A 22,926-nucleotide genomic window follows, 5' to 3' on the forward strand; every position below is an offset into this window, starting at 1 on the left:
GGAGTTTTCTTTAGCGGTTCACCTCGGTGATGCTGAAGTCATGCACATCCAGTTCGAACGCTTCCGCCAGTTCCCGCCAGGTATGGTATTCCCTGCCATCCACGCTCACGCGCTGACCATCCTCGTCGTTAATCCGATGGATTTCACTTTCGCTAATTTCGTTAATTGCCGCCAGCAGGGCGTCTACGTCAACGTTGACGTCGCGTTTGGCGGTTTCGCTGTACTCTTTCACCGTTTTCATGCCGTCACCTCTTTCGCAGTCCCACGGCTAAGTATAGACGGTAGAAAAAATCGCCAGCTAAACGTCGGGGGCGCTGCCAGCCCGAGGCTTTTGTTCTACACTGGCGTAAATGCAACAGGAGGGTAAATATGAAGGTTAACGATCGGGTTACGGTCAAAACGGACGGAGGTCCACGCCGTCCGGGGGTGGTATTGGCTGTTGAAGCGTTCAATGAAGGTACAATGTACCTGGTGTCACTGGAAGATTACCCGCTCGGAATCTGGTTCTTTAATGAAAAAGATCACCCAGACGGGGTTTTCGTCGAAAAAGCAGATTAATTTCTTCGCCCTCCTGCGAGGGAGGGTGAATACATACCCATTGTATCAACGCATATTAACAAATATACCCGACGTGACATTGTCTGTCAGACGCACAACATGATAAATCACTTGTTTATTATGCGTTTTAATCTTTCTTTTTATATTCCCCTTATGTGATGACACCGTCTTGGCTTTAATATTCATTTGATCGGAAATTTGAATCGTATCCTGTCCTGACATCCACATTTTTAACATGCTGGACTCAGTCCGGCTCAATGAAAGCGTGGGTAAATTAATGGTGCCAACGCTTTTTTTCTCTTTGTTGAGATAGTCCCCCAGAATATTATCCAGCGACTCAGGCTTGATTGATTTAGAGCTAATCAATAAATTTTTACGTACCAATAGATATTCATCAAAGTGGATGTTGGCAATTGCCATAAATACGATAAACAGTGTACGGGGATGCTGATTAATGACTTGCTTAATGTGTTGACTGCTGCTTGGGTCATGGATAAAGCAGTCCTCATTAATAAACACCACGGATGGCTGGAATGTGGCGCAAGCTGATTCGAGTTCATCAACGGTTTTTATATCGTTGATATCTCGTTTTTTAACCCCCCGACTTGTCAGATACCCTGTTAATCCCAACCGGGTATAACTGCATAAATCCATAATAATCGTTGACATGGCATACCCTCACTCAATGCGTAACGATAATTCACCACCGCCGGAAGCTTCAGAAGCCATACAGGAAAAACTGATATTACTGAAGTGCGACACGAAACTTCAGGCGAACCCACTATCCCGTAAAGTTACGTATAATTTGCCAGGAATCATCTTAAAGTAAAGTAAATGTTGCGTTCTGTGAGACCGTTAAAAACAAATAAGCCGCGCCAGTTATATCCTGGAAGATGTTTTGCAAATTTAACTTTAGGATTATCCTCAAAAAGGCAATGCTAACGTCATGGTTTTGTATTTTGAGGCAGTTCACTCACGATATCAGCTAACAGATTGAAAATCTCGCTGAATAATCGTTCGCAGAAGGGGGCGACCAGCGGCATCATCGCTGCCATCAGTAAAATCCCAACGCTAAGCGTAATGGGAAAACCGATGACAAACACCGATAGCTGTGGCGCCATGCGATTCAACAGGCCAAGGGAGAGGTTAATGGTCAGCAGTAAGGTAATGATGGGTAAGGCCAGCATCAGTCCATTGACGAAAATGAGTCCCGCCGAGCGCGTCAAGGCCAGAAACGCATTACCACTTACCGGGTCGCCGCCAATCGGGAGTGTGTGGAAGGTATCGACCAGCATTGAGATTAGCCACAGATGGCCATTGAAGGTCAGGAACAGCAACAGCGCCAGCATGTCCAGAATACGCGCCAGCACTGGCATGTTCAGGTGGCTGGTGGGATCGACAAAGGTGGCGAAAGAGAGGCCCATTTGCAGGCCGATAAGTTCACCCGCAGTGCGGATAGCGGCAAAGGCGAATTGCATGGTAAAACCGAGCGCAATGCCTATCAGCATTTGCTGCATCGCCACCCACAGCCCTTCGACAGAAAAGATAGGCACATTCGGCACGGCCGGGAGCGTCGGGGCAATCACGACGGTAATCACTATCCCCAAACCCAGCTTTACGCGGCGAGGAATGCGCGATTCGCTGAGGATAGGTGCGCTCATTATCAGCGCCAGCACACGCATCAACGGCCAGAAATACATATTAAGCCATTGCAGCCACTGATCGCTGGTGATGTTCAGCATAAGCGGGATTACCCGATGATATAGGGAATGTTATTGAACAGACCGCGCATATAATCGAGCAGCAAATTCAACATCCACGGCCCGGCAACCACAATCGCCACAAACACAGCGATGATTTTCGGGATAAAGGAGAGCGTCATTTCGTTGATTTGCGTCGCCGCCTGCAAAATACTGATCACAAGCCCGGTAACCAGGGCGACCAGCAGCAGGGGGGCAGCAAGAGCGAGTGCAACTTTCATCGCCTCGGTGCCCATCATCATGACCGATTCAGGTGTCATGCTTCACTCCTAACTGTAAAAACTCTGCGCCAGCGAACCGACCAGCAGTTGCCAGCCATCTACCAGCACAAACAACATCAGTTTGAACGGTAGGGCAATGGTTGCTGGTGGCACCATCATCATCCCCAGCGCCATTAGCACACTGGCGATCACGAGGTCGATAATCAGGAACGGAATGAAAATGGTAAAACCGATCTGGAAGGCGGTTTTCAGCTCGCTGGTCACATAGGCGGGCAGCAAAATGCGCATCGGTACGGCTTCCGGACCTTCAATCGGCGGCGTATTAGCAAGCCGGGCGAACAGAGCCAGATCGGCCTGGCGCGTCTGGCGCAGCATAAATTCACGCAGGGGTTGCGCGCCACGTTCCAGCGCCACATCCACAGAAATTTTGTTTTCACTGAACGGCTGATAGGCGTCGGTGTAAATCTTGTCGATCACCGGCGACATAATGAAAAAAGTCAAAAACAACGCCAGGCCGAGCAGCACCTGGTTGGGCGGTGCTGAAGGCGTCCCCAGCGCATTTCGCAGCAGGCCAAAGACGATGATGATGCGGGTAAAGCTGGTCATCATCAGCAAAACGGCAGGCAGGAAGGTGAGGGAGGTAATGAATACCAGCGTCTGCACCGGCAGCGACCAGCTCTGGCCTCCGTTTGCCAGCGGTTGGCTGACCAGACCGGGGAGTTGAGCAAATGCGGCTGGCGCAAACAGAAACAGCCCGGCCAGCGCAAAGGATAACAAACGGCGCATCAGGATCTCCCGGAACGCTTAAGCAAATTCTTCATCACAGACTGAAAGTCCGCATTTTTCTCGTTCACGACTTCACTTTCGGCAGGCGCGGGAGGAAGCTTGTGCAACAGATTGATTTGGGTTGGGGTGACGCCCAGTACCAGGCGTGCGTCTTCAACATCGACAATCACCACGCGTTCGCGCGGACCGACGGTTGTACTGGCGCTGACTTTCAACCCCCGGGTACCAGCGGTTCGACCACCAAAACCCAGCCGTTTCGCCAGCCACGCGGCAATCAGGATCACGGCAATGATGCCGAACAGTGCGCCACTGACTTGCAGCAGTGGCGAACCGGGAACGGCGGAAGGTTGGCTAACCGTGGCCTGTGTTCTCATATGTGCCTCAACGGCTCAGACGGCGCATACGCTCGGAAGGCGTGATGATATCGGTGATACGCACGCCATATTTATCGGCAACGACCACCACCTCACCCTGCGCAATCAGATAACCGTTAATCAGAATATCCAGCGGTTCACCCGCCAGTCCGTCCAGCGCAACCACGGAACCCTGCGTCAGACGCAGCAGCTCTTTAATCGTCATCCGGGTACGGCCCAGTTCAACGGTCAGTTTGACCGGGATATCCATAATCAGGTCGATATCCTGGAGATTGCCGCCAACATCACCACCACCGAGCTGCTGGAACACAGCGTCAGCTGCGCTCTTACCGCCCGTCGTCGTGGTTTTTTGTTCGTTCAACGCGTCAGCCCACAGATCGTCCAGTGCTCCGCTGTTCTCATCGGACGGATTGTTCATATCACTCATTTGGGCTGTTCCTCATTCAGCGAATTCAAAATCGGGTTTATCAAATGCTCTACGCGTAACGCATATTGTCCGTTGACTGTGCCGTACTGGCTGGTAAGCACCGGTACACCGTCCACATGAGCGATAATGCGATCGGGTTTATCAATCGGCAGTACATCACCGGGTTTGAGCTTAAGTATCTGCGACAGACGCAGGGGAATATCCGCAAAATTAGCGATCAAAGTCAGCTCTGAATGCTGCACCTGGCGGACTAGGTTATCACGCCAGTTCTGGTCTTCGCTGCGGGAGTTTTCCAGCGGCGGGTTAACCAGCATTTCACGCAGCGGTTCAATCATGCTGAACGGCAGACAGATATTGAATTCACCCGTCAGGTTACCGATTTCCACATGGAACGGGGTGTTAACAACGATGTCGTTTGGCGATGTGGTAATGTTCGTAAACTTAACCTGCATCTCAGAACGCACGTATTCCACGTCCAGCGGGTTAATCGCTTTCCACGCGTCACTGTAGGCCTCAAGCGCCAGTTTCAGCATACGGTTGATCACGCGCTGTTCAGTGTGCGTGAATTCACGACCTTCCACTTTGGTTGGAAAACGCCCGTCGCCACCGAACAGGTTATCCACGGCGATAAATACCAGGCTTGGCGAGAACACAAACAAGCCGGTACCGCGCAGCGGTTTCAGGTGGATCAGGTTAAGGTTGGTCGGAACCGGCAAGTTACGCGCAAATTCATGGTAGGGCTGAATGCGGATCGCGCCGACGGTAATATCCGGGCTACGACGCAGCAAGTTAAACAGACCCATACGGAACTGACGCGCGAAACGTTCGTTGATGATCTCCAGTGCCTGCAGACGTTCACGTACCACGCGACGCTGCGTATTCGGGTCATAGGGGCGAATTTCATTGTCGCCCGCCATACCCGGTTGCGGATCATCACTCTTATCGCTGTCTCCGTTGAGCAGCGCATCGATTTCGGCCTGAGAAAGAATACTATCGCCCATGTTATTACCGCAAAATGAAAGCTGTATAAAGGACGTCAGTGACTTCCTGCTTCGGTTGTCCTTGCACTAACGGCGTTGCGAGTGTTTCTTTAATCGCAGTGGCGAGTTTCTGTTTACCCTCATCGGTGGCGAGCTGTGTGGCGTCCTGACGTGAGAACAGCAACAGCAAACGGCTGCGCACTTCCGGCAGGTATTCGCTCAGTCGGGCACGCGTTGCGTCATCTTTCAGACGCAGCGTAATACCGACATACAGCACACGATCGGCATCACCCAGATTCACAGTAAAGGTGTCCAGCGCGAAGAAGACCGGTGCCGGCGGCGGCGGAGGTGGCTCCGCTTTGGCGCTGGCCGCAGGTTTCTGCTGCATATGCCAATAACTATAGCCAGCGATGGCGCATGCTGCGAGGGTGATTAACACCAGCAGCGGGATCCAGATATTGCGCTTGCGTTTTTTGTTAATAGCGGAGTCAGTCATCTGTTACGAGCTTCCTGTTAATACTGCCTATGAGCTGATTATCCCGTGTCTTGCTTCCGCCAAAGCGCGGAAAAGACGGGGATAATCATGCTACCTCGGACGTTTAGGCAAAGATGTCGACAGCGCCGTTACCGCGAGCAGCGGACTGCAGGCTTGCAGGAGTGACTAACGCTTCATCATCATCGCTGCCAAACAGGTTGCCGGATCCTGAACGTGATGCCTGCTGTTGCTGAGAAGAGTGTTGCTGCTGGCCTGCAAAGCTCTCGCTGCTGATATTGCTTTGACCCAGCTGGATGCCACTTTCTGCAAGCGAGGTGCGCAGCACCGGCAGCGCAGCTTCCAGCGCCTGGCGAACGTGGCTATGCGCTGAAACCATTTGCAATTGCGCCTGGTTGTCTTCCAGCTTGATGGAAATTTGCACCTGGCCCAACTCTTCCGGGTGTAAGCGCAGTTCCGCACTCTGCTGGCCCTGGCGGGTGAACAGCGTGACGTGTTGGCTCAGGTTCTGCTGCCACTCATGGCTACCCAGCGGCGCACTGATAACTGGTGCGGCTACCGGGGTGCTGGCCTGCGCTGCGCTGGTGGTTGTGGTGACCGGCGCAATGCTTGCGGTGGTATTGGTGGTTTGCTGCACGGCATTATCCGTTTCTTTACGTGATGCCAGTGCGGCCGCAAAGGTAGTGGATTGCTGTGAATCATCGGCAACCTGAAGCGTGCTGGCGGTGGCGTCATGCGTGCCTTTCGTGGTGGTACGCGGCAGATCGGCGCCCGTGTCGGTAGTCAATGGGTTGGTGTTCAGCGCGCGGTTTGCCGCCGCCCCCACATCTATTGCGCTGGTGGCGGTGCTGGTCGTGGTAACCGGCTGTGTCGCGGTCATTTGCTGCGTCTGCTGGTGTGGCAGCATGGCCATCAGCGCGCTGAGGTTAGCGAGATCTTCGTCGCTTAAGTCGGTTTTCTCATCGGCCGCTTTTGCCGTTTTCGTCAGCGCAGCCAGCACATCCGTTTGGGCGGAAGGGGTCAAGCCGGAGAGCAGGTTCTGCATATCGGCATTGCTTTCAGCGGCCGTTTTGGCATCCATTTTCACGCTTTGGCGCGCCAGCATATCGGCCAGTTTTTGTGCCGGGGTTTGCGCCGCTTCACCGGATGCGGCGGCCAGCTTACCTTTCGCCAGCTTGCCGCTTAACGCGGCCGCTTGCAGGTCGGCAAGGGTAAGGGGGGCATCGCCCTCTTGCCCTTGCGCGCCAGCGCCGGACATTGCACCAGTGAGCAGGGCGAGGAAGTCCTGAGCGGCATCACCGCCAGCCTTGCCTGTTTGCGTGCCGGTGGTGGCATCGGATTCTGTAACTAGCAGTTTTTGCAAGGTGATCATTCTGTTTTCCTCAGGGACGCTCGCTGTGCAAACTCATCCATTTTCTTCTGATCGAGACGGTTTTCCGCCAGTAACGCTGCGGCACTTTGCCTGTCCTGCAATGTTTGCCAGGCTTGCAGACGTTGCTTTTTCTCCCGCCAGCAACCCAGCGCGACATCGACTTTCTGGGTCCACTGCGCCAGTTGATGGCGGTGTTGCTCGATAGCTTTTTCCAGCGTCTGAATAAACTGCTGATAGTTTTGCCAGCGCTGGTTATCAATGCCCTGGCTCATATCGTTATTCAGACTGCTACGATACTCATGCTGATAGTCGATCAGCATTTTTAATTGTTCTTCTGCTTGCTGGCAGCCCCGACGCATCTCACCAAGCCGCAGCGCCGCGTCTTCAACTTCTTTCTCTGCCAAATCTTTAAGCGTCGTCAATGCGCTATTTTGCGTCATGAAGTCAGCCTCCACTACATTATGCTGTCGGGAAGATTAGCTCTAGTGCCTGCATCGAATCTTCCCACCCGGCACGCTCGAAAATACCTTGTTGCAAGAAAGCTTCAAGTTGCGGCCACAATGCGATGGCTTTATCCAGCATGGGGTCGCTACCTCGCGCATAAGCGCCAACGCTAACCAGATCGCGGTTACGCTGGAAACTCGATAGCAACTGTTTGAAATTACGAACTCTTGCGTAATGTTTTTCAGTAATCAATGCTGTCATCGCACGACTGATAGACGCTTCGATATCGATTGCCGGGTAGTGTCCTGCTTCCGCCAGACGGCGTGACAAAACGATATGTCCATCGAGGATCGCGCGCGCTGAGTCAGCAATAGGATCCTGTTGGTCATCCCCTTCTGTAAGAACAGTATAGAACGCGGTGATGGAACCCCCACCGTGAATACCGTTGCCTGCACGTTCCACCAACGCCGGTAATTTGGCGAAGACAGACGGTGGATAACCTTTGGTAGCTGGCGGTTCGCCGATAGCCAGTGCGATTTCACGCTGCGCCATGGCATAACGCGTCAGAGAATCCATAATCAGCAGCACATGCTGACCGCGATCGCGGAAATCTTCAGCTATGCGCGTAGCATACGCAGCGCCCTGCATACGCAACAAAGGAGAGACATCCGCAGGTGCGGCGATAACCACCGAACGCGCGCGACCTTCTGCGCCGAGGATGTTCTCGATAAAATCTTTTACTTCGCGGCCACGTTCGCCAATCAACCCGACAACAATCACATCTGCCTGGGTATAACGGGCCATCATGCCTAACAATACGCTCTTACCGACGCCGGAACCGGCGAACAGGCCCATACGCTGCCCACGTCCTACGGTTAACAGCGCATTGATGGCGCGTACCCCGGTATCCAGTACATGCTCGATTGCGGTACGTTGCAGCGGGTTAAACGGCTGCGTGATCAGCGCCCCGGTTTCGCCGGTATCCGGCGATGGCAGTCCGTCCAGCGGTTTGCCACCGCCATCCAGAACGCGGCCGAGTAGGGCCGGGCCGAGCGGCAGCTGTTTGCCGCTGTGTAAATTGTCGCCCATCACACTACGCGCATAGACGCGAGCGCCAGGCAAAATGCCTTCCACTTCTTCGAGTGGCATCAGGAACAGGCGTTGACCATTGAAGCCAACCACTTCGCTTTCGACTTCGCACATCTCCTGTCCGTCCTGACGCTCGATGATACAGGTCGCCCCCAGCGGCAATTGCAGCCCGGTGGCTTCGAGCACCAGGCCAGTCGCACGGGTCAGTCGACCATAACGGCGTACAGACGGCAGTTGCGCCATCTTCACTTCAAAGTTATCCAGCGTGGTCAGCCAGCGGGTCAAACGCGCGGTCATCAAACAACTCCTGGCGCCGCCAGACGGCACAGTTCCTGCCAGCGTGTCGCCACGCTGGCGTCGAGATCGCCTTCATCGGCGGAGACTTTGCAACCGCCCGGATGCAGCGTCGGATCGCCGCGCAGACGCCAGCCGTGCAGGCTGAGCGTCGCGCCGAGCATCTCTTCGACGCGCTGCAAATCATCCGGATGAACACGCAGTTGCGGCTTGCCGCTAAACAACGGTTCTTGCTGCAATAACAGTTGGATCTGTTTAATCAGTGCGCTGTTATCCACAATCGGTACCTGGCCGAGCACTTGGCGCGCGGCTTCCAGCGCCATCTGCATCAGACGGGAGGCGATAACGCTGTCCAGCGCATCCAGCGTATACTGAAACTCGCTGACCAGTTGCTGCATACGCGCATGCAACGGGGCTTGTTGCTGGCGGGCCTGATTCAGACCCTGCTCCTGTCCTTGTGCCAGACCTTCCTGATAGCCCACGTCATAACCTGCCTTACGGCCTTCCGCCAGACCGGCGTTATAGCCAGCCTCGTGCGCTTGCATCTGGATTTGCGCCAGTTGCTGCTGCTGTTTCTGTTCTGCAGATAACGCGTCTTCTTCCTCATCGATCATCGGCTCGTCCTGCGTCAGCAGGGGAGCGAACTCGGCGGCGAGAGGAAGCGCCAGGTCATCCGGCTTCCAGATCTTCCACGGCATTTCGTTAGACATAGGTATCCTCGCCGCTGCCAATTACCATCTCGCCGGTTTCCGCCAGACGACGAACAATAAGCAGGATGGCTTTCTGCTCGTTCTCCACCTGAGACAGACGAACCGGGCCACGGTTGGCAAGGTCGTCGCGCAGGATATCTGCCGCACGTTGCGACATGTTGCGCAGGAATTTGTCGCGCAATGGTGGTTCGGCGCCTTTGAGGGCGACCAACAAGGATTCGGAGTCCACTTCCTGCAGAAGACGCTGGATGCTGCGGTCGTCCACGTCCACCAGGTTTTCGAACAGGAACATCTCGTCGATAATTTTCTGCGCCAGTTCGCCGTCGAACTCGCGAACAGCAGTAATAACGGCTTCTTCCTGCTGCGTTTTCATCAGGTTGATGATTTCCGCCGCTGTTCTCACGCCGCCCATTTTGCTGCGTTTGAGGTTGGTGCCGTCGAGCAGGTTGTTCAATACTTCGGTCAGTTCCGCCAGTGCGGCAGGCTGTACGCCGCCGAAAGTGGCGATACGCAGCATCACGTCGTGACGCATACGCTCATCGAACAGTGCAAGGATATCCGCCGCCTGAGCACGTTTGAGGTGCACCAAAATGGTGGCGATAATCTGCGGATGCTCGTCGCGAATAAGGTCTGCGGCGCTCTGCGGCTCCATAAAGTTGAGCGTTTCGATGCCGCTGGTGGTATCGCGGGTTTCGAGAATGTCTTCCAGCAGGCTGGATGCACGTTCTTCGCCAAGGGCTTTCACCAGTACGGTGCGCAGGTAGTCGTTGGCGTTGATGTTCAGCGCCGCGAATTGTTCCGCTTCCGTTTCAAACTCCTGCAACACATCCATCAGCTGTTTGTTGGAAATCTGACGCACGCTGGCCATCGCGGTACTCAGGTGCTGAACCTCCCGGGCGGAGAGGTGTTTGAACACCTCGGCCGCACGGTCTTCACCAATGGTCATCAGCAAGATGACGCTTTTGTCCGTTCCGGTAAGATTATTGCTCATGTTCGTTATTCATCCACTGGCGAATGACCAGCGCCACGACGCGCGGATCGTTGTCTGACATTTCGCGGATACGCTGGCTCATCACCTCGGCGTTCAGGCGCTGGTTAGTACGACGCTGTTGCTGCTGCTCGTCCTTGCTGAGACGGACTTCCACCGACTCTTCGAGCTCTGCGCGAGCCTGAGCGGCTTCCTGAATCGCTTTCGCTTCTTCCTGACGGCGTATCAGTTGCGGACGCACCGCTTTACGCCACAGGATAAACGCGACAATCAGAACCAGCAGCCAGCGACCTGCAGACATCAGCTGATCGATAAACGCTTGTTGCTGCCAGAAGGGGAGTTGACCACCCACATCGTCTTTCGCGTTAAACGGCGAGTTGACCACGTTCAGGGTGTCACCGCGTTTTTCGCTGTAGCCCATTGCTTCACGGGTCAAATCTTCAATCTGTTTCAGCTGATCGGCTGTCAACGCGGCGGTTTTGCCATCTGCCAGCGTACGGTAGTTTACCACCACGGCCACGGACAGACGTTGCACATCACCCACGTTCATTTTGGTGTGGCGAATCGTGCGGTCTACTTCATAGTTCGACGTTTCGTTGTGTGTCGAATTACGCGGACCGGTCGCAGTGCTGGCGGTGGACGTCGTCTGACCTTGCTGATTCTGTTGGTTCTGTTGGTTCTGTTGGTTCTGCTGATTGGCCGGCGGCGTAGAGATCGGCGCAGTATTCGCCGGTGCAGGCTGGTTAGACAGTGCGCCAGGAACGCCGCCAGGATTCTGGCCACCAATCTGTTCGCTGCTGTTGACCTGACGTGAACGCAGCACCGCTTGTGAAGGGTCGCCGTTCGGGCTGTATTGCTCTTCGGTTTGTTCTTTGTTCGAAAAATCAAGCTGCGCGGTAACCTGTGCATGCACATTGCTGTTACCCACGATAGGACCCAGAATCGCTTCGATGCGGCGTTGAATACGACCTTCAACGTCGGCGGTATATTTCAGTTGAGCATCGTTCAGGTCACGACCCGCAGTACCGGCTTGCGTCAGCAAACGGCCGCTCTGGTCAACCACGGTTACGTTGCCCGGCGGCAAGCCTGCTACGGCACTGGAGACCAGGTGCACCATGGCGCTGATCTGACCATCGTCCAGGGCGCGGCCTGGCTCAAGGTTAACGGTGACAGAGGCTGACGGTGATTTCTGTTCACGCACGAACAGCGACGGTTTTGGCATGGCCAGATGTACGCGGGCACCTTTTACCGGACCCAGCGTTTCAATAGTACGGGCCAGTTCACCTTCCAGAGCGCGCTGGTAGTTGACCTGCTCGCTAAACTGGCTGATGCCGAATTTTTCCTGATCCAGCAGTTCGAAACCGACCGCGCCACCTTTCGGCAGACCTTGCTGGGCGAGACGCAGACGCAACTCGTGGACTTTATCCGCCGGAACTTCAATGGCACCACCGGCATCAGCAAACCGGTAAGGAACGTTCATCTGTGTTAACTGGGTAACAATAGCGCCGCCGTCCTGATCGGACAGGTTGCTATAAAGCGTGCGATAGTCCGGGCTTTTTGCCCACAGAACCATTGCAACGATGATGGCAACGGCTGCAGCGCCGGCCACCATTAATGGAACTTTGGGGTTCGCGCGCAAGCGGTTGATCCACTCAAGAGATTTATTCTGCGGTGCAGTTGTAGCAGTTGCACTCATTGCACACCTCGTAACTCTGGGCGGATATTGTTATTTGAGTTGAGAAACAAAACAGGCTCCCGGGTCGGCAAACTCGACAATTGTCCATTTACATGGCAATGCCATTATTTGATGAATCCGAATTTTCTATGCCCCAAATAACCTGGTTTTTTATCGCTATTTACCGCAATTATCTCATTGACAAGCTGTTAACCTTGTCGAGTATCAAACCATCCGGGGAAAAACCATGGCTATACAGGGCATTGAAAGCGTCGTCAGTCAGTTGCAGGCCACTGCGGGGATTGCGCGCAATCAGAGCGTGGAAAGCGAACCGACAATCAGTTTCGCCGGTCAACTGCATGCCGCGCTGGATCGCATCAGCGACACGCAAAACGCAGCCCGCACGCAGGCGGAAAAGTTCACTCTCGGCGAGCCGGGCGTGGCGCTGAATGACGTGATGACCGATTTGCAAAAATCCTCTATCTCATTGCAGATGGGGATTCAGGTGCGTAACAAACTGGTTTCGGCATACCAGGACGTGATGAACATGCAGATCTAGTCGAACCGCGTTTCAAAGAGGGAGGATAATTTGCAGGTTATCCTCCTTTTCCTCGCTTTATCCCTCTTTTCGGTGCTTAACACTATGCGCCGCTCCCACGCTTTGTGCATGAGCACGGATGATCACATCGGTTTTCCGCCGGGCGGCTAAAGTCCGTCATCACAACACCTGTGAACGACGAGGAGTGTCTGATGACTTTTACGCATATGCGCATCGCTAAACCCGTGACGGATCTTGAACTGACTTGCCGCATGTATTGCGACGGTCTTGGGTTACAGAAAATCGCCGCTTTCCATGACCATGACGGGTTCAGTGGCGTAATGGTGGGGGATCCTGCATTGCCCTGGCACATCGAATTTACCCATTGCCACGCGCATGCGGTGCAGCCTGCCCACACGGCTGAAGATTTACTGGTGCTCTATTATCCGGATACGCAGGAAGCGGGCGTTCGCTGCGAGATGATGATGAAAGCCGGATTTTGCGAGGTTAAATCCTTTAATCCTTACTGGGCCGTGCAGGGTAAAACCTTCGCAGACAGAGACGGTTACCGTGTTGTGATTCAGAATAGAGACTGGTCTTCAACCTGACGTTTTCGTGACCGGAGGCGGTAGACGCCGGGATTCTCGCCCCCTCCGGGTCCGGAGAGGGCGGGTACGGGTTACTTCTGGATCAGATAACGAATAGTGGGGCCATCCTGCTGAATGTCCAGTACGGTATACCCGTGGTTACGAGCATCAAGAGGAATGTTATTAATCGACTGCGGGCAGTCGCTCACCACTTCCAGTATTTCACCTTTTTTCAACTGCGGCATGGCTTCCAGCGTGGCCACAGCCGGGTAAGGGCAGGGTTCACCGGTCATATCCAGACGGTAATCAGGCACGATGTTCATACAGCCTCCTTCGCAGGGGTAACCGCTTTGGTGCGGAAAAAGTGTTTTTCCCAGCCAATCACCAGCAGCAACGCCGCCAGCAGCAGCAGGTAAGTCACCAGTAGTCCGCCGAGCGGGCCAAACGTATTGAGTAAATTGATTTTATCCCACTGGGTTGCCAGCGCTGGGGAGATGTCATCCCAGAACCAGGCGAGGATTGTTGAGCCTATCACGTTGCCCAGCCCTACCCACCAGTAGTGCACCTGCCCCTCAACAGCGCGATACATCCAGCCGGTTTCACAGCCGCCCGCCAGCACGATGCCGAAACCGAACAGTAACCCGCCGATCACGGCGTTAGGCCCGGCCCACATGATTTTGGCTTCCACGCCAAGTTGCACGTAACTAAAGATACCGATGGCGCTTGCCGCCATGCCGAAGATAATCGCTTTGGTCATCATGGTACGCCCGGTGATCCACATATCGCGGAACGCCGATGTAAAGCAGATTTGTGCGCGCTCAATCAGTAACCCAAAACCGACGCCGAACAGCATAGCCAGTCCAAGTTTAGGCTGGTTCATGGCGGTGAGGAGCGCCCAGCCGAGCATTCCCGCGAACACAAGCATGCCGAGGCGGAAGCGACGCTGCGCCTGAGCCGGTTTTTGCGTTAACGGCGATGCGGCGGAGACTTTTTGTATTTTTACCGGAATGCGGAACAGCGGCAGCAGAGTAACGCGTGCACCAAACCATGAGCCGATGGCCGTCGCCACAGCGAAAAACCAGGCGTGCAGGGAAAACTGTGGAATACCGGTGAAAAACGCCGCGAGGTTACAGCCCATCGCCAGACGTGCGCCGAAACCGGCAATCATCCCACCGATGATCGCCTGCGCAATGCGGATCCGGCTGTGCGGGAAACGTAACTTAACGTTATTGGCCCAAAGTGCGGCGGCAAAACAGCCGCCAAACATACCGATGATCATCATCCCGTCGATACGCGTCAGCGGCGTGCCGTCCAGATGGATCAATTTGAAATAGCCCCATGTTTCCGTGTGCACGCCCGCCAGTTGCAGCAGTTGCCCACCCCAACGGGTAAATTCGCCGGTAACGGCCCAGAATGTGCCGGTAAGACCAAAATAGTAAGTGGAGAGAATACCGGCGGCGATAACGGCCGGGACAGGAGACCAGAATTTAATTAAAAACCGATCCTTAAACTGTTGCCAGGACATAGTAAAAACCTCTGAACTCAGAAGGAGTGTGTGGATAGTCTTGCGAAAAGAGTCGGATGATACACGGGCTGCGCAAAATCTGATGCGAAATAATGTGAAAACCTGGTGCAGATCAAACTTGTTACCCGTGGGGAAAGGGTGGCGACGATAACGCTTTAATGCCACAATATTTTTTTCTTCGCGAGCAGGGCAAAAGATGAAAAAGCGAGTGATCCTCGGTGCGGTAATGCTGCTAAGCGGCTGCATGCAGGTGGAAAATTATCAGGCGGTGGTCAAACAACCCGCGCCTGCTGGATTGGCGGGCTACTGGCAGTCGGTGGGGCCGCAAAGCAAACTGGTTAGCCCGGAGGCGATGGCCAGTCTGATTATTACGCCCGGTGGCGATACACTGGATTGCCGCCAGTGGCAGCGAGTGATTGCCGTCCCGGGTAAATTGATGCGCAATGACGACAAACTGTACAACGTGACGCAGAATCGTGACATCTACCGTCTTGAACACGATGGTGCGTTGTTGGAGGTCGATGGCATGACGCTGAAGAAAGTGGATAAACTCACCGTGGAGTGTGAGAAGGCGCGTGCTGATGCCGGGCTAAGTCTCGCCCACTAAGTTTACTGGCCGGGTGACACGCTCACCCGGCACAGCGTCAGAGCACATCCTCGATTATCCACACGCTGACGCTGCCGCCATTGCAGGTAAACACCCCGGCGCCGCTCTCATCGGTCGTCACCCATTCGTCGCGGTTGCCCAGAAAGTCACGCCAGGTTTTATGGCCATAATTCTCGCCCAGCGTCATGTGCTTTTCGCCATCATCACCGTTGGATAGTACCACCACGCAGCCGGGATCGTCGTCGGTGCCGCTGCGGCTGAAAGCAATACAGTTGGGGTGATCAAACCACAGCGTTTGTACCCCATGTGCAAAGCGCTGGCGGGCGAGAATCAACTGATCGAGTTGGTCGATAACCGGCATATCCACAGCGTACGTTTCTCCATCACCGCCGGTATCCTCATAATGGGCACCATACAGGTCAGGGTAGAAGATCGAGGGCACGCCATTTTCCCGCAGCAGGATCAGGGCATAGGCCAGGGGTTTAAACCAGGCTTCCACCGGTGCTTCCAGCGCCTGCAACGGCTGTGTGTCATGGTTGGCGACCAGCGTCACCGCATGAAAGGGGTCAGCTTCAACCAGGGTGCCGATAAAAATCTGGCTCATGTCATAATCGCGCCCCAGTTTCGACGCTTCATGAAATTTCATATGCAGTGGGGCATCAAACAGCATGGTTTTACCGTCGACCTGATCGATATATTGCTGTAGCTTTCCTACCTCGTGTGACCAGTATTCCGCAACGATGAACAACGGCTTTGGCGCAACTTCCTGCACATGTTCGATCCACTCTTTGTAGAACCAGGCGGGAATATGTTTTACCGCGTCCAGGCGAAAGCCATCGCATCCGGTTTGATCCATTACCCACCGCGCCCAGTACTTGATCTCTTCGGTTACGGCATGGTTGCGAAAATCAATATTTTCACCCATCAGATAGTCGAAGTTGCCCATTTCGTCGTCCACTTGATCGTTCCAGCCCTCACCGGTGTAATCGTTGACGATTTTGAACACCCCGTCTTCATCCGGATTTTCAATATGGTCGATACCGCTGAAACATTTGAAATCCCAGATAAATTGCGAGTATTGCCCGGCGCGAGTCGGAAAGGTATAGCGTGTCCAGGCCTCACATTCGATGATTTCATCATCAATCTGTGTGCGATCCTGCGCATTAACCCGCTGAACACGAATGGCTTCTTTTTCGTCAGCCCCCATTTTGTGGTTGACCACCACATCCAACAGCACAGCGATATTGTTCTCTTTCAATGCATTGATGGCGGCCAGTAGCTGTGTTTTATCACCGTATTTGGTGGCTACAGACCCTTTTTGGTCAAACTCGCCTAAGTCAAACAGGTCATAACTGTCGTAACCCACCGAGTAGCCGCCGGATGCACCTTTATACGCCGGGGGAAGCCAGACCATGTTAATGCCAATATCGTTAAAGCCCGCAGCGCGTTCGCGCAGTTCCGGCCAGAGTTTGCCGCCATCGGGGTAATACCAATGAAAGGTCTGTAACAGGGTGGGGTTTTTCATATTCGGTGCTCCAGAGTAAGACTCTGGAAGTATGGATGAGATTTTAAAAACAGAATGAGAAAGCGCATTTTTGCAAAACCGGGGAAGAAGGATGCGCAGGCAAAGCCAGGTGGTATTACGTGTCAAAAAAGAGGGGGAGGAGTGAACAAAACAAACCAGGCGGGTGATTGACGACAAACGTATCACCCGCCGGGATGAGAATTAAATCTCATTAGGGAAGAGTATGTTTCCAGAGAGACGTCCATATGTCGAATGCAGGTTATGTTGTCGGGATGTCTGTCCAACTAATGTCCGTAATTCGTCCATCCGTTGGTTCAACAGGAGTTTCAGCACGACTTCATTATCCAGAATTTGCTGGAGCAGGGGGCGAATTTGCGCCTGCATCTGAGGCGCAATTTCACTGGCATCCTGGAATTGAGTCAATTGTTCTACAGCTTTGACATAGCCTATCTCGTGCTCAATGAGTTCATCCCAACGCCCTTCCTTCGCGAGGCTAAGCATGGTACGGCTGACGACCAACAGCTGCTGATAGTGGTGGAGCAACCCGAAATTTGCTTCCATTAGTAAGTGTCCCGCGCGGATTGATTATTGGGGCCAATCTCTTTCCAGGCATCAGCGATGTTGTTCAGCAACGTTGAAACTTCATCAATGGCTGAGATGTCATTGTGGAGGTTTGCCTGTAAAAGACGTCTTGTCATATAGTCATAAAGACTATCCAGGTTTGCGGAAAGCTCGCCACCAACTTCGTGGTCAAGCCCGGCCCGCAAGCCGTTGGTAATGATATTAATAGCCTTTGAAAGCGCCTGTCCTTTACCGGGAATATCTCCCTGCTCAATCAGGATCGCGGCCTTTTTCATGGCGCTTAACGCACCATCAAAAAGTAATACCACGAGTTGATGTGGGCTGGCGCTCAGAACGGCGCTTTCCACGCCGACCTGTGCATAAGCCTGAGTTCCCGATTTCGTATACATGTCAAACCTCAACTAACTGGTTTATGCGTTCATTGCGTTAAATTGCTGAGTCAAATAGTTCCCGGTGGATGTCAGGGACGAGACCAAAGTACTTAAGCTGGTGAACTGCGTTTTATAACGCGCCATCGTCGCTGTAATCTGCTCATTTGTGCGATCGTACTGATCGGACAGACGCTTCAGCGTCTTGTTGATGCCATCAGTCGCGTTCTGCACAGAGCCGGAAGTACCTAAAAAGTCTGCCAACAGGTTACTGGCCTGGGTTGCAAAACCGGTGGTTTTACCGTCCCCGGACAGGAAACTGATCACATCCGCCGATTTTTCATTCAGCGCCTTGTCAAGCTTGGTGCTATCTACGGTCAGTTTGCCGGAAGTATCCTGCGTAATTCCCAGTTGCGACAGTATAGAAACACTGCTGCCGGTTGCGCTCTGACTTGCGGACAATACTGAACGCAGGCGCGTCTGAATATTACGCAGTGTACCATCGCCTAATAAGTCGCCGTTTGACGTGCTCTGGGCGTCGCTACCTTTATCCACCGCTGTATATTTGGTCTGGTTAGCGATAGTCGTTTGCAGCGAGTTATACGCATCCACATAAGCCTGAATGGCTGCGGCCATCGGCGCATTGTCTTTTGTTACCGACAGCGTTTCCGGGGAGCCGGCGGTTGTCAGTTTGTTCAACGTCAACGTTACGCCTTCTGGCGCATCGGTGATCGTGTTGCTGCTACGGGTGATTTCAATCCCGTTAATCTTCACTTTCGCATCCGCAGCGGCGACCTGTTGGGTCATCTTGTTGCTGGTGCTGCTGGGGTTTGTAGAATCGTAGCTAATGTACTGCGCCAGTTGCGCATCATCAGTAGTGATGGTCATCTGGTTTTTGGTGCCGCTATCACGCGATGTCAGCGCCAGGTAGTAGCTGCTGTCATCCGCTTTAATGACGCTTGCGGTGACGCTGCCTTGCTGTTTGTTAATCGCATCGCGAATATCAGCAAGACTGGTTTTATCACTCGTCAGCGTCACCGTCATCGGGTTGGTTTGACCCGGCTGCGTAATGGTGATAGTGCGCGAGCTCATGCTGCTGTCACCTAAATCAGTATCTTTGCTGGTGACTTTCGGGCTCAGCAAAGACTGTGACGCAGCCAGTGACGTTACGTCGATAGAATAGGTACCCGCTGCGGCGGTATTCGCCAGCGTGGCGGTAAACGCTGTGTTGGTACTTGATACCTTAGTTGCTGCGATATTCGACGTATTTTTCAACGCGTTAGCAGCAGTCTGCAGCTTCGTCAGCGACGTTTGCACCACGCCCCATGCTGTCAGCTTTGCTTTATACGAAGTCTGTTGAGTAGTAATTGGTTTAAGCTTGGTCTCTTCCGCTGTTTGCAAGTTAGCGTACAGCGTATTGAGATCCAGGCTGGTGCCTGCGCCGAGCGAACTAATACTTGACATATCTTCATCCTTCCAGTTTTGGACAATCACTGAGGGGATTATCGGCAGCGACTGCGAAAAGATTAGAGGGTTTTTTAAAAAACAATGGCGGAATAAAGCCAGATAATAGCGGGCTCTTTTCCGCTTTAAAAAAGTGATGTTTTTTCCTAAAGGTTACCAGCAAGCTGTCGATAATCTGGGTGACGGTGAGAAAACCGTAGGCAGATGCCTGAATCTGATAACTTTTTTTGAAGGAATTACATCATGGCTGTTATTAATACTAACACCCTGTCGCTGATGACTCAGAACAACCTGACCAAATCTCAGTCTTCTCTGGGAACGGCGATTGAGCGCCTGTCTTCTGGTCTGCGTATCAACAGCGCTAAAGATGACGCAGCGGGTCAGGCGATCGCTAACCGCTTTACTTCTAACATCAACGGTCTGACCGTTGCTGCGCGTAACGCGAACGACGGTATTTCTCTGGCGCAGACCGCCGAAGGCGCGCTGAGCGAAGTCAACAACAACCTGCAGCGTATCCGTGACCTGACCGTTCAGGCGCAGAACAGCTCCAACTCTGCTTCCGACATCGACTCCATTCAGGCTGAAGTTAACCAGCGTATGGAAGAGATCAACCGTGTGACCACCCAGACCGACTTCAACGGCATCAAAGTGCTGAACACCGGTACCGGCTCCAGCAGCTACAGCTTCCAGGTTGGCGCAAAAGACAGCGAAACCATCTCCATCAGCCTGAGCAAATCTGACTCTTACAACCTGTACAGCGCAACGGGCAATACCTTCCAGACCACTGGCCAGACCATCAACGGTACTGCACGTAGCACTGCGGCTGAAGGCTTTGACGTACTGAGCGGTACTGTCAGCACCGGTGGTACGGTCAACGGCAACCCGCTGGCAGACATCGATGCGGCAATCAAAGCGGTTGACGACCAGCGCAGCCTGCTGGGTGCGTCCCAGAACCGTTTCGAGTCCACCATCACCAACCTGAGCAACACCGTGAACAACCTGTCGGCCGCCCGCAGCCGTATTCAGGACTCCGACTACGCGACGGAAGTGTCGAACATGTCGCGCGCGCAGATCCTGCAACAGGCCGGTTCCTCTGTTCTGGCGCAGGCCAACCAGGTTCCGCAGACCATGCTGTCCCTGCTGCGTTAATTATAGATTACGTAGCATCATCTGCGAAAAAGCGCCGCGTGTCGGCGCTTTTTTTATTTCTCCGAAAAATAAATAACCTCGAAAAATAAAAAAAACAGCTAAAGAGTTTTTCACCTGCGTCGATAACAATTATGACGGTGATGAAGCCGCTGGCGCTTACCGGAAATTACATATTATTTATAAAGGATAAATATCATGGCTGTTATTAATACTAACACCCTGTCGCTGATGACTCAGAACAACCTGACTAAATCTCAGTCTTCCCTGGGCACTGCGATCGAGCGTCTTTCTTCCGGTCTGCGTATCAACAGCGCTAAAGACGACGCAGCGGGTCAGGCAATTGCCAACCGCTTTACGTCCAACATCAACGGCCTGACCGTTGCTGCGCGTAACGCGAACGACGGTATTTCTCTGGCGCAGACCGCTGAAGGCGCGCTGAGCGAAGTCAACAACAACCTGCAGCGTATCCGTGACCTGACCGTTCAGGCGCAGAACAGCTCCAACTCTGCTTCCGATATCGACTCCATCCAGGCTGAAGTTAACCAGCGTATGGAAGAGATCAACCGTGTGACCACCCAGACCGACTTCAACGGCATCAAAGTGCTGAACACCGGTACCGGCTCCAGCAGCTACAGCTTCCAGGTTGGTGCAAAAGACAGCGAAAGCATCTCCATCAGCCTGAGCAAATCTAACTCTTACAACCTGTACAATGCGACCGGTGCTACCGCTTCCACGACCGGCCAGACCATCAACGGTACGGCACGTTCCACCTCTGCTGAAGGCTTCGACGTTCTGAAAGGGACCGTTGACTCCACAGGTGGCACCAACGGTACTCCGCTGGCAGACATCGATGCGGCAATCAAATCTGTTGACGACCAGCGCAGCCTGCTGGGTGCATCCCAGAACCGTTTCGAGTCCACCATCACCAACCTGAACAACACGGTGAACAACCTGTCGGCCGCCCGCAGCCGTATTCAGGACTCCGACTACGCGACGGAAGTGTCGAACATGTCGCGAGCGCAGATCCTGCAACAGGCCGGTTCCTCTGTTCTGGCGCAGGCCAACCAGGTTCCGCAGACCATGCTGTCCCTGCTGCGTTAATAATCGCAGTTTATCTAATGCCAAAAGCGCCGCATGTCGGCGCTTTTTTATTTTCTGCTGCGTATTTGTAATGCTTATATTTTCGGCAAAAATTGTTCAAAAAATATAAAAACAACTAAAGAGTTTCCTGCCCACGTCGATAAATATTATGACGGTGATGAAGCCGCTGGCGCATACCGGAACCTACATTTATTACTGAAGGATAAATACTATGGCTGTTATTAATACTAACACCCTGTCGCTGATGACCCAGAATAACCTGACTAAATCTCAGTCTTCCCTGGGCACTGCGATTGAGCGCCTGTCTTCCGGTCTGCGTATCAACAGTGCGAAAGATGACGCAGCAGGTCAGGCAATTGCCAACCGCTTTACGTCCAACATCAACGGTCTGACCGTTGCTGCGCGTAACGCGAACGACGGTATTTCTCTGGCGCAGACCGCTGAAGGCGCGCTGAGCGAAGTCAACAACAACCTGCAGCGTATCCGTGACCTGACCGTTCAGGCGCAGAACAGCTCCAACTCTGCTTCCGACATCGACTCCATCCAGGCTGAAGTTAACCAGCGTATGGAAGAGATCAACCGTGTGACCACCCAGACCGACTTCAACGGTATGAAAGTGCTGAACACCGGTACCGGCACCAGCAGCTATAACTTCCAGGTTGGCGCAAAAGACAGCGAAACCATCTCCATCAGCCTGAGCAAATCTAACTCTTACAACCTGTACAATGCGACCGGTGCTACCGCTTCCACGACCGGTCAGACCATCAACGGTACAGCACGTTCCACCTCTGCTGAAGGCTTCGACGTTCTGAAAGGGACCGTTGACTCCACCGGCGGTACTGACGGTGCACCGCTGGCAGACATCGATGCGGCGATCAAAGCGGTTGACGACCAGCGCAGCCTGCTGGGTGCATCCCAGAACCGTTTCGAGTCCACCATCACCAACCTGAACAACACCGTGAACAACCTGTCGGCCGCCCGCAGCCGTATCCAGGACTCCGACTACGCGACGGAAGTGTCGAACATGTCGCGCGCGCAGATCCTGCAACAGGCCGGTTCCTCTGTTCTGGCGCAGGCCAACCAGGTTCCGCAGACCATGCTGTCCCTGCTGCGTTAATAATCGCAGTTTATCTAATGCCAAAAGCGCCGCATGTCGGCGCTTTTTTTATATTTGCATTAGGGTGATTTTTCGACAATTTTTGCTCAAAAAATATAAAAAAAGCTAAAGGGTTTGATCATCACGTCGATAACTATTATGACGGTGATGAAGCCGCTGGCGCATACCGGAACCTACATTTATTAATAAAGG

General features: G+C 53.5%; 28 protein-coding genes. 7 read left to right on the forward strand and 21 right to left on the reverse strand.

The window, feature by feature from the left end; genetic code table 11:
- Positions 1 to 10: 10 nt before the first annotated feature.
- A complete protein-coding gene (gene yodD / locus O9K67_RS09540; RefSeq protein WP_061494278.1) occupies positions 11 to 241 on the reverse strand; it encodes a YodD family peroxide/acid resistance protein in 231 nt (76 codons plus the stop codon).
- Positions 242 to 369: 128 nt separating this feature from the next.
- Between yodD and dsrB the strand changes: the two genes are divergently transcribed.
- Positions 370 to 558, forward strand: coding sequence for a protein DsrB (gene dsrB, locus O9K67_RS09545; RefSeq protein ID WP_061494279.1), 189 nt, complete (start codon positions 370 to 372; stop codon positions 556 to 558).
- A gap of 45 nt (positions 559 to 603) precedes the next feature.
- Here dsrB and rcsA read toward each other — a convergent pair whose 3' ends face one another.
- From rcsA to fliF, 14 genes are all read right to left on the reverse strand, one after another.
- Positions 604 to 1,227 (reverse strand): transcriptional regulator RcsA, encoded by a 624-nt coding sequence (gene rcsA, locus O9K67_RS09550; protein WP_061494280.1) that lies wholly within the window; start codon positions 1,225 to 1,227, stop codon positions 604 to 606.
- Positions 1,228 to 1,502: 275 nt separating this feature from the next.
- A complete protein-coding gene (gene fliR / locus O9K67_RS09555; RefSeq protein WP_061494281.1) occupies positions 1,503 to 2,300 on the reverse strand; it encodes a flagellar biosynthetic protein FliR in 798 nt (265 codons plus the stop codon).
- 8 nt (positions 2,301 to 2,308) lie between these two features.
- Positions 2,309 to 2,578, reverse strand: coding sequence for a flagellar biosynthesis protein FliQ (fliQ, locus tag O9K67_RS09560; protein ID WP_061494282.1), 270 nt, complete (start codon positions 2,576 to 2,578; stop codon positions 2,309 to 2,311).
- A 9-nt stretch (positions 2,579 to 2,587) separates the two neighbouring features.
- Positions 2,588 to 3,325, reverse strand: a complete 738-nt coding sequence (gene fliP / locus O9K67_RS09565; protein WP_061494283.1) for a flagellar type III secretion system pore protein FliP — start codon at positions 3,323 to 3,325, stop codon at positions 2,588 to 2,590.
- Positions 3,325 to 3,699, reverse strand: a complete 375-nt coding sequence (gene fliO, locus O9K67_RS09570) for a flagellar biosynthetic protein FliO (protein WP_061494284.1) — start codon at positions 3,697 to 3,699, stop codon at positions 3,325 to 3,327. The genes fliP and fliO overlap by 1 nt, the downstream gene beginning before the upstream one ends.
- Before the next feature lie 7 nt (positions 3,700 to 3,706).
- Positions 3,707 to 4,126 carry a flagellar motor switch protein FliN gene (gene fliN, locus O9K67_RS09575; RefSeq protein WP_061494285.1) on the reverse strand — a complete coding sequence of 140 codons (420 nt, stop codon included), beginning with the start codon at positions 4,124 to 4,126 and terminating at the stop codon, positions 3,707 to 3,709.
- Positions 4,123 to 5,127, reverse strand: coding sequence for a flagellar motor switch protein FliM (gene fliM, locus O9K67_RS09580; protein WP_061494286.1), 1,005 nt, complete (start codon positions 5,125 to 5,127; stop codon positions 4,123 to 4,125). Before fliM ends, fliN begins: the two co-directional genes overlap by 4 nt.
- A gap of 4 nt (positions 5,128 to 5,131) precedes the next feature.
- Positions 5,132 to 5,602 carry a flagellar basal body-associated protein FliL gene (gene fliL / locus O9K67_RS09585; protein ID WP_061494287.1) on the reverse strand — a complete coding sequence of 157 codons (471 nt, stop codon included), beginning with the start codon at positions 5,600 to 5,602 and terminating at the stop codon, positions 5,132 to 5,134.
- A 103-nt stretch (positions 5,603 to 5,705) separates the two neighbouring features.
- Positions 5,706 to 6,971, reverse strand: a complete 1,266-nt coding sequence (gene fliK / locus O9K67_RS09590) for a flagellar hook length control protein FliK (protein WP_061494288.1) — start codon at positions 6,969 to 6,971, stop codon at positions 5,706 to 5,708.
- Entirely contained in the window at positions 6,968 to 7,411 is a 444-nt protein-coding gene (gene fliJ / locus O9K67_RS09595) for a flagellar export protein FliJ (RefSeq protein ID WP_061494289.1), read from the reverse strand. Before fliJ ends, fliK begins: the two co-directional genes overlap by 4 nt.
- Positions 7,412 to 7,430: 19 nt before the next feature.
- Positions 7,431 to 8,801 (reverse strand): flagellar protein export ATPase FliI, encoded by a 1,371-nt coding sequence (fliI, locus tag O9K67_RS09600; protein ID WP_061494290.1) that lies wholly within the window; start codon positions 8,799 to 8,801, stop codon positions 7,431 to 7,433.
- Entirely contained in the window at positions 8,801 to 9,508 is a 708-nt protein-coding gene (gene fliH / locus O9K67_RS09605; RefSeq protein WP_061494291.1) for a flagellar assembly protein FliH, read from the reverse strand. Before fliH ends, fliI begins: the two co-directional genes overlap by 1 nt.
- Positions 9,501 to 10,499 carry a flagellar motor switch protein FliG gene (gene fliG, locus O9K67_RS09610; RefSeq protein WP_061494292.1) on the reverse strand — a complete coding sequence of 333 codons (999 nt, stop codon included), beginning with the start codon at positions 10,497 to 10,499 and terminating at the stop codon, positions 9,501 to 9,503. Before fliG ends, fliH begins: the two co-directional genes overlap by 8 nt.
- Positions 10,489 to 12,192: a flagellar basal-body MS-ring/collar protein FliF gene (gene fliF, locus O9K67_RS09615; RefSeq protein ID WP_061494293.1), complete on the reverse strand. Its 1,704-nt coding sequence runs from the start codon at positions 12,190 to 12,192 to the stop codon at positions 10,489 to 10,491. The genes fliG and fliF overlap by 11 nt, the downstream gene beginning before the upstream one ends.
- A 226-nt stretch (positions 12,193 to 12,418) precedes the next feature.
- On the opposite strand from fliF, the gene fliE reads away from it, so the two are divergent.
- Positions 12,419 to 12,730, forward strand: a complete 312-nt coding sequence (gene fliE / locus O9K67_RS09620) for a flagellar hook-basal body complex protein FliE (protein ID WP_061494294.1) — start codon at positions 12,419 to 12,421, stop codon at positions 12,728 to 12,730.
- 191 nt (positions 12,731 to 12,921) lie between these two features.
- Entirely contained in the window at positions 12,922 to 13,317 is a 396-nt protein-coding gene (locus O9K67_RS09625; RefSeq protein WP_061494295.1) for a VOC family protein, read from the forward strand.
- Between the two features lie 71 nt (positions 13,318 to 13,388).
- Here O9K67_RS09625 and yedF read toward each other — a convergent pair whose 3' ends face one another.
- Together yedF and yedE are read right to left on the reverse strand one after the other, a co-directional pair.
- Positions 13,389 to 13,619, reverse strand: a complete 231-nt coding sequence (gene yedF / locus O9K67_RS09630; RefSeq protein ID WP_061494296.1) for a sulfurtransferase-like selenium metabolism protein YedF — start codon at positions 13,617 to 13,619, stop codon at positions 13,389 to 13,391.
- Entirely contained in the window at positions 13,616 to 14,821 is a 1,206-nt protein-coding gene (gene yedE / locus O9K67_RS09635) for a selenium metabolism membrane protein YedE/FdhT (protein WP_061494297.1), read from the reverse strand. Before yedE ends, yedF begins: the two co-directional genes overlap by 4 nt.
- Before the next feature lie 196 nt (positions 14,822 to 15,017).
- Between yedE and yedD the strand changes: the two genes are divergently transcribed.
- Entirely contained in the window at positions 15,018 to 15,428 is a 411-nt protein-coding gene (yedD, locus tag O9K67_RS09640; RefSeq protein WP_061494298.1) for a lipoprotein YedD, read from the forward strand.
- A gap of 37 nt (positions 15,429 to 15,465) precedes the next feature.
- On the opposite strand, the gene amyA is transcribed toward yedD, so the two are convergent.
- From amyA to fliD, 4 genes are all read right to left on the reverse strand, one after another.
- A complete protein-coding gene (amyA, locus tag O9K67_RS09645; protein ID WP_061494299.1) occupies positions 15,466 to 16,953 on the reverse strand; it encodes an alpha-amylase in 1,488 nt (495 codons plus the stop codon).
- A gap of 201 nt (positions 16,954 to 17,154) precedes the next feature.
- Entirely contained in the window at positions 17,155 to 17,514 is a 360-nt protein-coding gene (fliT, locus tag O9K67_RS09650) for a flagella biosynthesis regulatory protein FliT (protein ID WP_061494300.1), read from the reverse strand.
- Positions 17,514 to 17,924 carry a flagellar export chaperone FliS gene (gene fliS, locus O9K67_RS09655; protein WP_061494301.1) on the reverse strand — a complete coding sequence of 137 codons (411 nt, stop codon included), beginning with the start codon at positions 17,922 to 17,924 and terminating at the stop codon, positions 17,514 to 17,516. The genes fliT and fliS overlap by 1 nt, the downstream gene beginning before the upstream one ends.
- A gap of 21 nt (positions 17,925 to 17,945) precedes the next feature.
- Positions 17,946 to 19,367: a flagellar filament capping protein FliD gene (gene fliD / locus O9K67_RS09660; RefSeq protein WP_061494302.1), complete on the reverse strand. Its 1,422-nt coding sequence runs from the start codon at positions 19,365 to 19,367 to the stop codon at positions 17,946 to 17,948.
- Between the two features lie 243 nt (positions 19,368 to 19,610).
- Here fliD and O9K67_RS09665 point away from each other — a divergent pair, with 243 nt between their 5' ends.
- The 3 genes from O9K67_RS09665 to O9K67_RS09675 all read left to right on the forward strand — a co-directional run bounded on the left by O9K67_RS09665 (position 19,611) and on the right by O9K67_RS09675 (position 22,734).
- On the forward strand, positions 19,611 to 20,516 hold the full coding sequence (locus O9K67_RS09665; RefSeq protein ID WP_061494303.1) for a flagellin N-terminal helical domain-containing protein: 906 nt from the start codon (positions 19,611 to 19,613) through the stop codon (positions 20,514 to 20,516).
- Between the two features lie 195 nt (positions 20,517 to 20,711).
- Positions 20,712 to 21,617 (forward strand): flagellin N-terminal helical domain-containing protein, encoded by a 906-nt coding sequence (locus O9K67_RS09670; protein WP_061494304.1) that lies wholly within the window; start codon positions 20,712 to 20,714, stop codon positions 21,615 to 21,617.
- 211 nt (positions 21,618 to 21,828) lie between these two features.
- Entirely contained in the window at positions 21,829 to 22,734 is a 906-nt protein-coding gene (locus O9K67_RS09675; RefSeq protein ID WP_061494306.1) for a flagellin N-terminal helical domain-containing protein, read from the forward strand.
- Positions 22,735 to 22,926 lie beyond the last annotated feature (192 nt).

The organism is Kosakonia oryzendophytica, assembly GCF_027886705.1.
GTDB lineage: Bacteria > Pseudomonadota > Gammaproteobacteria > Enterobacterales > Enterobacteriaceae > Kosakonia > Kosakonia oryzendophytica.

What these genes read in the sequence shown, in the direction of transcription:
- yodD (WP_061494278.1), bottom strand. Translation starts at nt 241, where the DNA reads ATGAAAACGGTGAAAGAGTACAGCGAAACCGCCAAACGCGACGTCAAC.
- dsrB (WP_061494279.1), top strand. Translation starts at nt 370, where the DNA reads ATGAAGGTTAACGATCGGGTTACGGTCAAAACGGACGGAGGTCCACGC.
- rcsA (WP_061494280.1), bottom strand. Translation starts at nt 1,227, where the DNA reads ATGTCAACGATTATTATGGATTTATGCAGTTATACCCGGTTGGGATTA.
- fliR (WP_061494281.1), bottom strand. Translation starts at nt 2,300, where the DNA reads ATGCTGAACATCACCAGCGATCAGTGGCTGCAATGGCTTAATATGTAT.
- fliQ (WP_061494282.1), bottom strand. Translation starts at nt 2,578, where the DNA reads ATGACACCTGAATCGGTCATGATGATGGGCACCGAGGCGATGAAAGTT.
- fliP (WP_061494283.1), bottom strand. Translation starts at nt 3,325, where the DNA reads ATGCGCCGTTTGTTATCCTTTGCGCTGGCCGGGCTGTTTCTGTTTGCG.
- fliO (WP_061494284.1), bottom strand. Translation starts at nt 3,699, where the DNA reads ATGAGAACACAGGCCACGGTTAGCCAACCTTCCGCCGTTCCCGGTTCG.
- fliN (WP_061494285.1), bottom strand. Translation starts at nt 4,126, where the DNA reads ATGAGTGATATGAACAATCCGTCCGATGAGAACAGCGGAGCACTGGAC.
- fliM (WP_061494286.1), bottom strand. Translation starts at nt 5,127, where the DNA reads ATGGGCGATAGTATTCTTTCTCAGGCCGAAATCGATGCGCTGCTCAAC.
- fliL (WP_061494287.1), bottom strand. Translation starts at nt 5,602, where the DNA reads ATGACTGACTCCGCTATTAACAAAAAACGCAAGCGCAATATCTGGATC.
- fliK (WP_061494288.1), bottom strand. Translation starts at nt 6,971, where the DNA reads ATGATCACCTTGCAAAAACTGCTAGTTACAGAATCCGATGCCACCACC.
- fliJ (WP_061494289.1), bottom strand. Translation starts at nt 7,411, where the DNA reads ATGACGCAAAATAGCGCATTGACGACGCTTAAAGATTTGGCAGAGAAA.
- fliI (WP_061494290.1), bottom strand. Translation starts at nt 8,801, where the DNA reads ATGACCGCGCGTTTGACCCGCTGGCTGACCACGCTGGATAACTTTGAA.
- fliH (WP_061494291.1), bottom strand. Translation starts at nt 9,508, where the DNA reads ATGTCTAACGAAATGCCGTGGAAGATCTGGAAGCCGGATGACCTGGCG.
- fliG (WP_061494292.1), bottom strand. Translation starts at nt 10,499, where the DNA reads ATGAGCAATAATCTTACCGGAACGGACAAAAGCGTCATCTTGCTGATG.
- fliF (WP_061494293.1), bottom strand. Translation starts at nt 12,192, where the DNA reads ATGAGTGCAACTGCTACAACTGCACCGCAGAATAAATCTCTTGAGTGG.
- fliE (WP_061494294.1), top strand. Translation starts at nt 12,419, where the DNA reads ATGGCTATACAGGGCATTGAAAGCGTCGTCAGTCAGTTGCAGGCCACT.
- O9K67_RS09625 (WP_061494295.1), top strand. Translation starts at nt 12,922, where the DNA reads ATGACTTTTACGCATATGCGCATCGCTAAACCCGTGACGGATCTTGAA.
- yedF (WP_061494296.1), bottom strand. Translation starts at nt 13,619, where the DNA reads ATGAACATCGTGCCTGATTACCGTCTGGATATGACCGGTGAACCCTGC.
- yedE (WP_061494297.1), bottom strand. Translation starts at nt 14,821, where the DNA reads ATGTCCTGGCAACAGTTTAAGGATCGGTTTTTAATTAAATTCTGGTCT.
- yedD (WP_061494298.1), top strand. Translation starts at nt 15,018, where the DNA reads ATGAAAAAGCGAGTGATCCTCGGTGCGGTAATGCTGCTAAGCGGCTGC.
- amyA (WP_061494299.1), bottom strand. Translation starts at nt 16,953, where the DNA reads ATGAAAAACCCCACCCTGTTACAGACCTTTCATTGGTATTACCCCGAT.
- fliT (WP_061494300.1), bottom strand. Translation starts at nt 17,514, where the DNA reads ATGGAAGCAAATTTCGGGTTGCTCCACCACTATCAGCAGCTGTTGGTC.
- fliS (WP_061494301.1), bottom strand. Translation starts at nt 17,924, where the DNA reads ATGTATACGAAATCGGGAACTCAGGCTTATGCACAGGTCGGCGTGGAA.
- fliD (WP_061494302.1), bottom strand. Translation starts at nt 19,367, where the DNA reads ATGTCAAGTATTAGTTCGCTCGGCGCAGGCACCAGCCTGGATCTCAAT.
- O9K67_RS09665 (WP_061494303.1), top strand. Translation starts at nt 19,611, where the DNA reads ATGGCTGTTATTAATACTAACACCCTGTCGCTGATGACTCAGAACAAC.
- O9K67_RS09670 (WP_061494304.1), top strand. Translation starts at nt 20,712, where the DNA reads ATGGCTGTTATTAATACTAACACCCTGTCGCTGATGACTCAGAACAAC.
- O9K67_RS09675 (WP_061494306.1), top strand. Translation starts at nt 21,829, where the DNA reads ATGGCTGTTATTAATACTAACACCCTGTCGCTGATGACCCAGAATAAC.